The organism is Amycolatopsis sp. NPDC051372, from assembly GCF_040682095.1.
In the GTDB taxonomy this organism is placed as follows: Bacteria; Actinomycetota; Actinomycetes; order Mycobacteriales; family Pseudonocardiaceae; genus Amycolatopsis.
Genome location: NZ_JBFBAF010000005.1, coordinates 300,731 through 313,262 on the forward strand (window position 1 = coordinate 300,731; position 12,532 = coordinate 313,262).

The 12,532-nt window shown below is 72.2% G+C and carries 8 protein-coding genes and 1 tRNA gene; 5 read left to right on the plus strand and 4 right to left on the minus strand.

All coding sequences use genetic code 11. The annotated features are described in order from the left end of the window. Positions 1-233: 233 nt before the first annotated feature. From AB0M56_RS10645 to AB0M56_RS10655, 3 genes are all read right to left on the minus strand, one after another. Positions 234-2,795: a hypothetical protein gene (locus tag AB0M56_RS10645; protein ID WP_364173389.1), complete on the minus strand. Its 2,562-nt coding sequence runs from the start codon at positions 2,793-2,795 to the stop codon at positions 234-236. A gap of 14 nt (positions 2,796-2,809) precedes the next feature. Further along, on the minus strand, positions 2,810-4,486 hold the full coding sequence (gene ettA, locus AB0M56_RS10650) for an energy-dependent translational throttle protein EttA (protein WP_364173392.1): 1,677 nt from the start codon (positions 4,484-4,486) through the stop codon (positions 2,810-2,812). Between the two features lie 100 nt (positions 4,487-4,586). Further along, positions 4,587-6,605 (minus strand): cytochrome c oxidase assembly protein, encoded by a 2,019-nt coding sequence (locus AB0M56_RS10655; RefSeq protein ID WP_364173395.1) that lies wholly within the window; start codon positions 6,603-6,605, stop codon positions 4,587-4,589. Positions 6,606-6,668: 63 nt separating this feature from the next. Here AB0M56_RS10655 and AB0M56_RS10660 point away from each other — a divergent pair, with 63 nt between their 5' ends. Continuing rightward, positions 6,669-7,307 carry a histidine phosphatase family protein gene (locus AB0M56_RS10660; protein WP_364173398.1) on the plus strand — a complete coding sequence of 213 codons (639 nt, stop codon included), beginning with the start codon at positions 6,669-6,671 and terminating at the stop codon, positions 7,305-7,307. On the opposite strand, the gene AB0M56_RS10665 is transcribed toward AB0M56_RS10660, so the two are convergent. After that, the gene (locus tag AB0M56_RS10665; RefSeq protein ID WP_364173401.1) at positions 7,281-8,462 is read right to left on the minus strand and encodes an MFS transporter; all 1,182 of its coding nucleotides are present in this window, start codon (positions 8,460-8,462) and stop codon (positions 7,281-7,283) included. The two genes, AB0M56_RS10660 and AB0M56_RS10665, sit on opposite strands and share 27 nt — an antisense overlap. An 85-nt stretch (positions 8,463-8,547) precedes the next feature. Between AB0M56_RS10665 and AB0M56_RS10670 the strand changes: the two genes are divergently transcribed. From AB0M56_RS10670 to AB0M56_RS10685, 4 genes are all read left to right on the plus strand, one after another. Beyond that, the gene (locus tag AB0M56_RS10670; RefSeq protein ID WP_364173404.1) at positions 8,548-9,615 is read left to right on the plus strand and encodes a LacI family DNA-binding transcriptional regulator; all 1,068 of its coding nucleotides are present in this window, start codon (positions 8,548-8,550) and stop codon (positions 9,613-9,615) included. 313 nt (positions 9,616-9,928) lie between these two features. Next, positions 9,929-10,357 carry a peptidase inhibitor family I36 protein gene (locus tag AB0M56_RS10675; RefSeq protein WP_364173407.1) on the plus strand — a complete coding sequence of 143 codons (429 nt, stop codon included), beginning with the start codon at positions 9,929-9,931 and terminating at the stop codon, positions 10,355-10,357. Positions 10,358-11,852: 1,495 nt separating this feature from the next. Then, positions 11,853-11,929, plus strand: a tRNA-Arg gene (locus AB0M56_RS10680). Between the two features lie 230 nt (positions 11,930-12,159). After that, positions 12,160-12,507: a hypothetical protein gene (locus tag AB0M56_RS10685; RefSeq protein WP_364173410.1), complete on the plus strand. Its 348-nt coding sequence runs from the start codon at positions 12,160-12,162 to the stop codon at positions 12,505-12,507. Positions 12,508-12,532: the final 25 nt, after the last annotated feature.

Sequence of the window (12,532 nt, forward strand, 5' to 3'; positions counted from 1 at the left end):
CGCCGGGCGACGGGGGCCGCGGCGGCGGGATCGGGTTCGTGATCGGTTCAGTCGTCCGGAGGCCGCACGGAGCCTGGCGGCCAAACCGGAGAAGGTTGCCTCGCCCGACTGCGAGGATTCCCACACCGAAACCGCCCGGACGGGCGACACCGTTGCTCAGGTACCCCAAAGCGACGGCACTCAAACGCTGTTTTCGTGGTGCCGCAAAGGTGCTCGTGGTCCGGGCGAGGACGTCAGTCCCCGTTGCGGTTGCGCTCCGCCGACGCGTGCCCGTTGACCGGGCGACGCTTCTTGTCGTCCTCTTCCGAGCCCAGCCGCTTGACCAGCGCGGCGGCACTTGCCGTTCCCGCCTGGTGTTCGGCCAGCGCGCGGGCCAGCAACTCGGCCAGCCCGGCGTCCGGCGGCGGCTCGTCCTCGGCGATCGCGCGGGCGTAGCTCTCCGGGAAGGGCTGCGACGTCGGCGTCCACGAGTCGAAATCCTCGAGCGGGTCCAGAGCCGGCGGCATCCGCAGCCGGGGCAGCCACGGGTCCACGGCTTCCTCGGACACCTGTTCGTCACGCGGCGCCGGCGCCAGGTCCGGGGACTCGCGCTTCCACGGCGGGTCCGTCACGTCGGAGACCGCCTCGGGTTCCTCCGTGCGCGCGGTTTCCTCGCGTGCCCCGGCCTCGTCGGCGCGTCGGCGACCGCCACCGCCGCCGGTGGAGATACCCAGACGGTCCAGCACGGACCGAGCCGCGACAGAACCGTGTTCCGCGTCGTGCCGGGTCTTGCGGCCGCGGGAGACCTCGTCGCGGCGGGCGCGTTCCTCGCGGGCCCACTCGTCGCCCTCCCAGAGCGGCGCGGCGGGATCGTCCGCGGGCGCGGGGGCCATCGGCAGCTCGGGCAGAATGTTCGAAAGGTCCGGCAGCGACAGCCGCGGCAGGCCCTCGGCCGGGCGCTGCGGCGCCGGTTCTTCGCGCACGACTTCGGCCACGGGTTCCGGCTTCGGAGCCGGCACGGCTTCCGGCTTCTTGAACGGCTTGACCCAGCCCGGCAACGCCGCCGGCTGCTCGGGTGCCGCCCGACGGCCCGTTTCCGCACGAGTCTGACGGGAAGACGAGTGCGACCCGTTCACGGGCCGCTTGGCCGACGGCGCGGGCGGCTCGGCGACGCGCGGTCGTTCCGGAGCCTCGGCGCGCGGTGCGGACAGTGTGAAGCGCGCGACCTGTTCGGCCGGGGCCTCGGATCGCTCGGCGGGCGCCGCGGGTTCCGGCTCGTCACGGATCACCGGGATCACCGACGTCCGTTCGACCTCCGACTCCGCGGCCGCTCTCCCGAAGGACCACGTCGGCGTCTTCGGGCCGGATTTCTCCGGCTTGCGCACGGGTTTCTCCGGCACCGAACCGGCCGCGCGCACATACGTCGTCTCCGCCGGAGCGGCCGGCCGCGGCTGTGCTTCCGGACGCGCCGGGGTTTCCGCCCGCGACCGGGTTTCCTTCCGCGGCTGGGTTTCCGCGCGCTGAACCTTCGCCACGGCCGGCTTCGCAGCGGCCGGTTCCGGGGCAGCCGGTTCCGCGGGGATCGCCCGGATCAACGCCGTCGTCTCGACATCGCGCAGCGGCGGCTCGACGGCCATCGGCACCGGACGGCCACCCTGCGGCGCCGACCGCGCGATCACGTCGTCGAGGTCCAGTGGCGCCACCGTGTCCGCGCCGAACTCGCCCGCGAGCAGCCCGCACGCCTGGCGGCGCGCCCGCGAGTGGACGTGTTCCGCCGCGCGCGAGCGGTGCAGGCACGCGATGGCTTCCTCGGCGCTGCCGAACCGTTCCTCGATCTGCGCCAGTTCCAGCCACAGCCGTGAGGTGACGGCGGACAGCCCGTGGCGATCGGTGCTCGCCACGGCTTCGCGCACCAGCTCGGCCGCGGCGTCGCCGGCGCCGGCCGGCAGGTGGATGCGCGTCGCGACGGCCAGCCTCAGCCACGCCGTGGGCGCGACACCGGCCGCGCGCACGGGCTCGTTCAGCATGGGTTCGGCGATGTCGTACGCCATGGCGGTGTCGCCGCGGTCGAGCAGCGTGCTCACGAGCTGCAGCACGAGCCGCACGCGAACGAGGCCGCCGTCGTCGTCGGGTTTGTCCAGCTTCTCCAGGAAACCGAGGCCGGTACGGGCGGCGTCGGCGGCCGCGGTGAGGTCACCGTGGCGACGCCGGTGGGCTGCGGCTCCGTTGCGCAGCAACGCCCGCACGAGCAGCCGGGTGTCGGCGTCGAGCGACTCGTCGGCGACCACCAGCTTGTCGGCCTCCACGAGCACGCGGTCGAGCTCCGGCTTGCGGCCGAACTGCGCGAGGCAGCCCACGAGGTGGCACAGCGCTTCCGCGCGGTGCACGGCCGAAACCGCCGGCTCCGACAGCACGGGCCGCAGCGCGGCGAGCCCGGTCAGCGGCGTGCCGAGGCTGCGCGCGCACACGGCCAGGTCGATCCGCAGCCGCGCGGCCGTGTCGGTGTACCCGGCGTGCTCCGCGGCCCGCAGGGCGGCGACGGCGCGCCCGACGGTCGACGTGCGACCGCCGAGGCGCACGCGCGCCGCGACCACGAGACTTTCGGCGCGGATCCACTGCTCGTCCGCGCCCGCGGTCTCGGCGAGCGCGGCGGCGCGCTCGCCGAGCACCAAGGCGAGTTCGGGCGCGCGCAGGTGCAGCGCGTCCGCGCGCTCGATCAGCCGCCCGAGGTCGGAGAGGGTCGCTCCGCCGGCAGCAGCGAGCCGCCCGCCCGCGGGTGCGGGCGAGCTCGACCGGTTGTGCCTGCTGGCTTCCACTCCGGCCCCCGGCGTCAGTCGCGCTTCAATTTGCGATGAGTGACCCGGTGCGGCCGCGCCGCTTCGGCGCCGAGGCGCTCGACCTTGTTCTTCTCGTAGCCCTCGAAGTTGCCCTCGAACCAGAACCACTTCGCCGGGTCTTCGTCCGTGCCTTCCCATGCCAGGATGTGCGTGGCGACCCGGTCGAGGAACCACCGGTCGTGGGAGATGACCACGGCGCACCCGGGGAACTGTTCCAGCGCGTTCTCCAGCGAGCCCAGGGTTTCCACGTCCAGGTCGTTGGTCGGCTCGTCCAGCAGGATCAGGTTTCCGCCCTGCTTGAGCGTCAGCGCCAGGTTCAGCCGGTTGCGCTCACCACCGGAGAGCACGCCCGCCGGCTTCTGCTGGTCCGGCCCCTTGAAGCCGAACGCGCTCACGTACGCGCGCGAAGGCATTTCGGTCTGCCCGACGTGGATGTAGTCGAGCTTGTCCGACACGACCTCCCACACCGTCTTCTTCGGGTCGATGCCGGCGCGATTCTGGTCCACATAGGACAGCTTGACCGTCTCGCCGATCTTGACCGTGCCGCCGTCCGGCTCCTCGAGCCCCACGATCGTCTTGAACAGCGTGGTCTTGCCGACGCCGTTGGGGCCGATCACGCCGACGATGCCGTTGCGCGGCAGGTCGAACGACAGCCCGTCGATGAGCACGCGGTCGTCGAAGCCCTTGCGCAGCTTCTCGACCTCGACCACGACGCTGCCCAGGCGCGGGCCCGGCGGGATCTGGATCTCTTCGAAGTCGAGCTTGCGGTGCTTGTCGGCCTCCGCCGCCATCTCCTCGTAGCGGTCGAGGCGCGAGCGGGACTTCGTCTGGCGGGCCTTCGCGTTGGACCGCACCCATTCGAGCTCGGTCTTGAGGCGCTTGGCGAGCTTCGCGTCCTTCTTGCCCTGGACCTCGAGGCGCTCGCGCTTCTTCTCCAGGTAGGTGGAGTAGTTGCCCTCGTAGCCGACGACGCGGCCGCGATCGAGCTCCATGATCCACTCGGCGACGTTGTCCAGGAAGTACCGGTCGTGGGTCACGGCCAGGACGGCGCCGGCGTAGTTCATGAGGAACTGCTCCAGCCACAGCACGCTCTCGGCGTCCAGGTGGTTGGTGGGCTCGTCGAGCAGCAGCAGGTCGGGCGCGGACAGCAGCAGCTTGCACAGCGCGACACGGCGGCGCTCACCACCGGAGAGGTGGTCGACGGGCTCGTCTGGAGGCGGGCAGCGCAGCGCGTCCATCGCCTGCTCGACCGTGGAGTCGAGCTCCCACGCGTCGGCGTGGTCGAGCTCCTCCTGGAGCTGGCCCATCTCTTCCATGAGCTCGTCGGTGTAGTCGGTCGCCATCTGCTCGGCGATCTCGTTGTACCGGTCGAGCTTCTGCTTGGTCTCGCCGAGGCCCTCCTCGACGTTCTGGCGGACGGTCTTCGTGTCGTCCAGCTGCGGCTCCTGCATGAGGATGCCGACCGTGGCACCCGGCTGCAGGAACGCCTCGCCGTTGCTGGCCTGCTCGATCCCCGCCATGATCTTGAGAACGGTGGACTTACCGGCACCGTTCGGCCCCACCACGCCGATCTTGGCGCCGGGGTAGAACGCGGTGCTGACGTCGTCGAGGATGACCTTGTCCCCGACGGTCTTGCGCACCTTCTTCATGGTGTAGATGAACTCGGCCATGAAAGCGATCGTAGAGTGGCCCGATCCGCGCCCCGACGGCGGTCACCACCGCGCTACCGAGGGTCATGCGCACATCACGCGGACGACATCATCGGCGCGGTCATTCCGCCCGTTTGCCGTCGGCCAGGTTCTTGAGCATCGCGTTGTAGGCGGCCAGCTCTTCGCCGCCCGTGTTCTCCTCGCGGCGGTCCTTGCGCTTGGCCTCGCGCTCGTCGGCGCGCGCCCACTGCACCAGCAAGGCGATCAGCACCAGCAGCACGGGCACCTCGCCCGCGGCCCACGCGATGCCGCCGCCGAGTCGCTGGTCGGTGAGCAGGTCGCCGACCCACGGCAGGCGCAGTGAGGTGTAGAACTCCTGGCCGATCACGGCCTGCATGTTCATCAGGATCACGCCGAAGAACGCGTGGAACGGCATCGCGGCGAACATCATCCCGAGCCGCCCGACCGGCGGGATCTTGCGCGGCGCCGGGTCGACGCCGATCACCGGCCAGTAGAAGACGTAGCCGGCGAGGAGGAAGTGGGCGTTCATCGCCAGGTGCGCCCAGTGGTAGTTCAGCGCGGCGTCGAACAGGCCGGAGAAGTACAGCGCGTAGAACGAGCCGACGAACAGCAGCAGCGCGACGACCGGGTGCGTCAGGAACCGCGACACCGGCGAGTGGACGGCCGCCAGGAGCCACTCACGCGGCCCCGGAGGCGCGCCGGAACCCGCGGTCGGCAGGGCGCGCAACGCGAGCGTCACGGGGCCGCCCAGCACCAGCAGCACGGGCACGACCATCGACAGCAGCATGTGCGTGCCCATGTGCACGCTGAACATCGCCGGCGAGTAGCGGCCGATGCCCGACGACGTGGCGATCAGGAGCACCAGGCAGCCGGCGAGCCACGCGACGATCCGGCCGGTGGGCCACGAGTCGCCGCGTTTGCGCAGCCGCCATACGCCGGCGAGATAGAGCCCGGCCAGGACGATCGCGGCCGTGCCGTAGATGAGGTCGAAGCGCCAGTCGGTGAGCAGGCGCCAGAAGGTGGGCGCGCCGTCGAGGTTGTAGCCGATGAGCAGCTCGGTGGTCGAGGGCTGCGTGACCGCGTCGGCCGGTGGTGGTGTGCGGGCCAGGCCGGACGCGATGCCGAGTGTCACGAACATGATCAGCACCTCGACGGCCGCCAGCCGCAGCAGCTGCCCTCCGCCCTTGCCGTCGACGAGGTCCCGTACGCCGCGCTGGCGCTGCTGGTGGCCGAATACGCCGAGCAGCAGCAGCGCGACGACCTTCGCGACCACGAGCAAGCCGTAGTCGGTGGTGAACAGGTCGCCGAGGTTGATGCGCACCAGCGCGTTGATCACGCCGGAGATCGCCATCACGACCCAGCAGACCAGGGCCAGCTTGGAGAACCGCCGGGCGGCCAGCGACAGGTGCGCGCCCCGGCGCCAGCCGAGCGCCAGGAGCGCCACGAGCCCGCCGACCCACAGCGCGGCCGCGATCAGGTGGAACAGCAGGCTGTTGGTGGCCATGTCGTGCGAGCCGCCGCTCGCGGAGTGCCCCGTGACGGCCACCGGGACCAGGCCGGCGACGGCCACGAAGAACAGCACTGCCGTCCAGCCCCACGTGAGCACGAGCCGGCAGCCGAGCGCGAGCAGCACCGCGATCAGCGCCGTCCACAGCCACGCCTTGGGCTGCTCGATCGCGTCGACGAGGTCCAGGAGCGTCTGGGGCGAAAGGACTTCCAGGAACGGCTTGCCGGCGCCGTCGGCCGCGGTGAAGGCCACCGAGAGCAGCGACGAGGCGAACCAGACCCAGGCGGCGATGCCGCCCGCGCGCACGGCGGCGTAGCCCTCGGGCCCCAGCGTGCCGGACTTCTGCGGCGGCACCAGGAACGCGGCCAGCAGCAGCGCGCCGACGCAGACCACGGAGGCGGCTTCGGCGAGCACCCGGACGACCGTGATGCCGTAGCGCGTGACCAGGCCCGGGTCGGGCAGACCGGTGATCAGGTAGCCGGCGCCACCGGTGAGCGCGACGAGCCCGACCGCGACGACCGCGGCGAGCACCACGCCCACCGAGACCAGCGGCAGCACGCTGGTCCTGCGCCGCGCGGCCGGTTCGGGTTTCGTCACTGCGTCCGTGCTCACCGTTCGAGACTAGGCCGGTCCCGTTTCCCGCGGCACGGGGGTGCGGACGGGCATGATGGTTTCGTGCGGATCATCCTGCTGCGTCACGCCGAATCCCTCGGGAGCGTCGACCAACTCGCCTACACCCGGATCCCGGACCACGCGATTCCGCTGACGGAGACCGGCCGGGCCGAGGCCGTCGCGACGGGACCGGTCATCAAGGAACTGCTGCGGGGCGAGCGTCCGGACGTGTACGTGAGCCCCTACCTGCGTACGCGCGAGACGCTGCGGCTGCTGAGCATCGACAGCGACTGCGACCGCGTGGTGCAGGAGCCGCGGCTGCGCGAACAGGACTGGGGCAACCTGCAGGACCCGCAGGACCAGGAGGTGCAGCGGCAGCGGCGGCACGAGTTCGGGCACTTCTTCTACCGGCTGCCGTTCGGCGAGTCGGGCGCCGACGTGGACGATCGCGTGGCCGGTTTCCTCGCCGAGCTGCTGCACAGTGGCGGAACTCACCCGCGCAGCGTGCTGATCGTCTCCCACGGCCTCACGCTGCGGCTGCTGTGCCGCCGGCTGTTCGGCTGGAGCGTGGATCTGTTCGAGTCTCTGTCGAACCTGCGCACGTGCGAGCACCGAGTGCTGGAGCACGACGGGGACAAGTGGTCGCTCGACCGGCCGTTCGGGCAGTGGCGCGAGTCACCGGACGGGGAGACCCAGGGCTAGCTCCTCACGCCGGCGCGCACGGGCTGCGACGAGGGCGGCCGGCACGATCAGCGCGGCGATGAGGCCGACGACCACGAACGACACGGAGTAGGACGTCGCCTGCGCGATGCCGCCGATCATCGGCGGACCGGCGAGGAAGCCGGAGTAGGCGATGGTGCTGACGAACGCCAGCTCGCGTTCGCCGCCTCCGCCGTCGGCGCGTTTCCCGGCGCTGCCGGCCAGGCTGAGGGCCAGCGGGAACGCCGCGGCGAGGCCGGCGCCGGCCAGCGCGAAGCCGACGTACGCGAAGGCGGCCGGCGTGAACACGGCGGTGCAGACGAGGCCGATCGCCGCGACGCCCGCGCCGACGGCGAGCGAACGCGTGGCGCCGAAGCGTTCCTGGCTCCACGCACCGCCGAGCCGCGCGAGCGCCATGGCCAGCGAGAACCCCGAGTAGGCCAGCGCCGCCGCGCCCTGGCCGACGCCGTGGACGGTCACCATGAGCAGGGCCGACCAGTCGGAACTCGCGCCCTCGGCGATCGCCGAGCACAGCGCGACGGCCGCGAGCAGCCACAGCGCGGGCCGGCGGATCGGCGCTTTCCCCCGTTCCGGCGGCTTGGTCTCCTTCGGCGGCCGGTCCCCCGGCACAGCCTTGAGCACGGCGACGAGCACGAGCAGGGCCACCACGGCGGCCACGGAGAGATGGCGCGCGGGCGACCAGCCGTGCCCCGCGGCCAGCCCCGCGAGCAGGGAGCCGCCGAGCGCGCCGAAGCTGAACCCGGCGTGCAGCGTCGGCATCACGGCGCGACCGGTGCGGCGCTCGACGGCGACGCCCGCGATGTTCATGGCGACGTCGAGGGAACCCACACCCGCGCCGAGCACGAACAGGGCACCGGCGAGCAACGGCACATTCGGCGCGAACCCGACGAGCGCGAGCGCGACGGCGGCCACCACGGTGCTGCCCGCGACGGCCGCGCGGGCACCCACGCGTTCGGTGATCCGGCCGGAAACCGGTGCGGCACAGAGCATCCCGACACTCGCGCCGAGCAGCGCGAGCCCGAAGACACCCGGCACGGCGTGCACATGGGCGGCGATGGCGGGCGTGCGCGGAGCCCACGAACCGAGGGCCGCCCCGTTGAGCGCGAAGACCGCGAACACCGCCGTCCGGTCGCGCATCGCCGCCTGCCTCTCTGCCCGGGGAGCCCTTGGCCCAGAATGACTTAAGCGCTTCAGAGGGTCAAGGCCGCGCTATGCTCCGCCGATGACGAGCACCCGGCGCCGGCGTCCGACGCTGGACGACGTCGCCGAGGCGGTCGGGGTGTCCCGCGCGACCGTCTCGAACGCCTACAACCGGCCTGACCAGCTGTCCGCGCAGCTGCGGGAGCAGGTGCTGCGCGCGGCCAAGGAGCTCGGCTACCCCGGACCGAACCCGACCGCGCGCAGCCTCGCCACGAGCCGGACGGGCGCGATCGCGTTCCTGCTCGACGCATCGCTGTCGGCGGCCTTCTCGGACCCGGCGCTGTCGATCACGCTCGACGCACTCGCGAAGGCGGTGGAGCCGACCGGCCACGCGCTGCTGCTGTTGCCCGGCGGCGAAGCCCACGGCGGGCCGCCTGCCGAGCGCGTGCTGGCGGCGCAGGCGGACATCGCGGTGGCCTACTCGCTGGCCGACGGCAGCCCGGCGCTGGAGGCCGTGCGCGACCGGGGGCTGCCGCTGGTGGTGATCGACCAGCCCCTGCTGCCCGGCACCGCCCGCGTCGGCTGCGACGACCGGTGCGGGGCCGCGCTGGCGGCGCGGCACCTGCTGGAACTGGGGCACCGACGCTTCGCGATCCTGTCCGCGCCGCGGCTGTCGCCCGACGGCCCGTCCGGCCTGGAGTCCGCGCGCGCGAGCTCGTTCCACGGCACGCGCGAGCGCCTGGCGGGCTACCTGTCGACGCTTTCCGCGGCGGGCGTGACCGACGTCGCGGTGTCCGAGGCGCCGTGGCTGTCGGCGGACACCGCCCGGGCGAGCGCGGCCGAGCTCCTGACCGGTACGCCCCGGCCGACGGCGCTGCTGTGCATGTCCGACCAGCTGGCGCTGGCCGCCGTCGCGGCCGCCCGGCAGCTGGGCCTGCGCGTGCCGGACGACGTCTCGGTGGTCGGCTTCGACGACACCCCGCAGGCCGCCTGGGCAGAGCCGCCGCTGACCACCGTCCGCCAGGACCTCGCCGAAAAGGGGCGCACTGCGGGCGAGCTGATCCTGCACTTGATGGCCGGCGAGAATCCGCCTCCGCCGGTGGTGCTGCCGGTGTCGTTGATCCGCCGAAACAGCACGGCCGCCGTTTAGCAATACCGTTCACCGATCTGTGGACAACTCGCGCCGTTCGAGCGACGGAATACTACTTGTCCACAGACGTAGGAATGCGGGCAGACAAACTCACCCCCACCCGCCATCGTAGGAACCACACATTCCACGGCGGCCCACTCCGGCCGCCACCGAGGGGGGAGTTCCCACGATGTTCCGACGCCTGCTGCCGAAGCTGCCCGTGTTCCCCGGCCACTCCGGCCGGCCCACGACCCCGTCCCGCCTGCCGGGTTTGCCGGCGCGCCTGCCACGCGTCCTGCTCCTGGCGACGGCCGGATTGCTGGCGGGGACAGGGATGGCTTCTGCCGCACCTTCCGGGCAGGCTGTGCACGGTTCCGCCGCTGCGTCGGCTCACCGCGCCACCCACACCTCCCCGGCGGCCGAGCACCTCACCCGTGCGACTCCGGGCCCGGCACTCACCATTCCGGCCCCGACCGCCACTTCCGACCCGGCTTGCGCCGTCGGCGAACTGTGCCTCTGGAACACCGAAACCTACTCCGGCACCACTCAGCACTACGACCTCCGCACCGCCAATCCCGAGGACTGCATTCCCCTGCCCGAGGGATTCGAAGGGCATTCCTTCGTCAACCGCCTGACCCGCGACGTCACCGTCTACCAAAGCGAAGAATGCACGACCGAGGGAGACTTCACCACCTACCCGGGTGGCGGCACTTACGTTCCGCAATCCCCCTTCGTGGTTCGCGCCATCAAAATCTGGAACTGACGCGGGCGCCGTACCCCGGGGCGCACGCACCCCGCTTGCCGCCCCGGGGCACACGCACCCGGCGTGCTCACCCCGCGGCGCACGCACTCTGCTCGCCGCCCCGGGGCACCCTCATCAGGCGTGCTCACCCGTGGCGCAGGCACCCCGTTTGCCGCCTCGGGACGCCCTCATCCGGCGTGCTCACCCCACGGCGCACGCACTCTGCTCGCTCACTGCGGGGCGCCCTGACCCGACTCGCTCGCCCCGGGGCGCACCCACCCGACTTGCCCCGCTCCTCGGCGCTCTCACGACCGGGTGTGGCACTTCGCCGCGACCGGGACCGGCGAGCTGCCGCTCAGCACGATCATGGACGGCAACGGCAACCAACGAGTTCTCCTCGAGGCGAGCTCACCCGGCTCCCTCGCCGCTGGGGCGCTCTCAACCAGCGAGGCCACCCCGACGCGCACTCATCCGGCGTGCTCACCGGGCTCACCCACCTCCCGGGCGATCACCCGGGGCGCATCACCCGACTTGCCTGCTCCTCGGCGCTCCCCACCAGTGACCTCACCCCGAGGTGCCCGTGCCCGCCTTGATCCCCCGGAGCCGCCGCACCCGGCCCACCAACCCTGGCGGCACGCGCACCACCGTGCCCCGGGACCTTCCACCACCTCGACCACCCGACCGGGACCGGCTGATCGGTCACCCGCGGCCCCCACCGCGCCGCCCCACCGATCACCGGCCCCCGGGGCCGTCCCCCGAACGGCCCCACCCCCGTGGGCGCGCCACCTTCCCCGTGTCCAGCGCGCCCACGGGGCCTTCCCCGGCCCCTGCCACTGTCCCCCGCCTACCGCCGGTCCAGATCCGCTGCGGCCGCAGATACCGCCCACCCCATCACCGCTGCCCGACCGCTATCCAGCCACCGATGCTCCGATCTCCGCCCGTCTCCTTCGCTGCGCTCCGGCCGCGCCTCGCGACCGGTGCCGGACCGGGGGCGGTGGTGGGCGGTGGGCGTCGCAGCCGGAGCCGCGGCGGCCACGGTCGATCGCTCTGATCGATTTCGACCACCGTGACCGTCCCAGCGCCCCAGCCCGGTGCGCCGACAAGCCCCCCATTCATCACGTCTGGCCGAAGTCCGACCTCACCTCGAGAGGAACTCCCCCATGCACCCCGACCCTCGCCCGACGACCTGCCGAAACCACGCCTCTCGCCACCCCACCGAGGCCCCTGCCGCGCACGCCGACAAGAGGTCGTGGCGATCCCACCCGTTCGAGCGAGATGTCGTGGGCGGGCAACGGCCGCGGGGAAGCCCGGAGCGCCCGATGAACCCCTGGTGAACGCGCCGCCGCCCGGCCGCCGCGGCAACGACCAAGATCACCCGCGCGGGGACCAGGCGGGGGCGCGGCATCCGGCGAATCCGGCGAACGAGACCTGAAACGATTCGACGGTGTCGAACGATCGAGAGGATGGCGACGACTAAGCTGCCGGTGCTGGAGATCGGCAACCGTCGTCGACCCGGGCCCTCGTAGCTCAGCTGGATAGAGCAAGAGCCTTCTAATCTCTAGGTCGCAGGTTCGAGTCCTGCCGGGGGCACCACCAGCGGAAATGCCGCGCGCAGTCAGCGCGCGGCATTCGCCGTGGCCGAGAAATCGGCGCCACGCCACGGGTCGCGTCGGCGCGGTCGAGAGCGCCCACTGTGGACGGCCCGCAGCGGCCGCCGATCTTCCACACGACCGGACGCCGGATCGCGCAGCGTCCGAATGGGCCAACAGCTCCGGGCCGAGTTCCACTTGAGACACGCTTGTTATCTGGCGCCGCCACGCGGAATGCGCGACGGAGCGGTCACGCGCAGCCACAACGAACCCATCGAGGACCCCGCGAACCACAACGAATCGCGAAACCGGCGGCGCGCCGGGAACCAGGTGGCGCGTGCGTTGTTCGACGAGGCGCGCCGCGTCGGGCTCGTGCGGTGGCACCTGCTCAAGCTGCGTTACCTCGCCGATCACCCGCAGCAGCACAATGAAAACCCGGTCGCGCCGTTCCCGCTCGGCGGCACACCGCGCCGACGCCGCCGCACACCACCCGCGGTTCAGCTGGTGTTCGACTTCGCCGCGGAAGAAGAACCGAAGAGCGACAGGACAACCACCGCTCAGTCCACATCGGACGCTGCCTGACGCCCGACCGTAGGCGAACCGTATC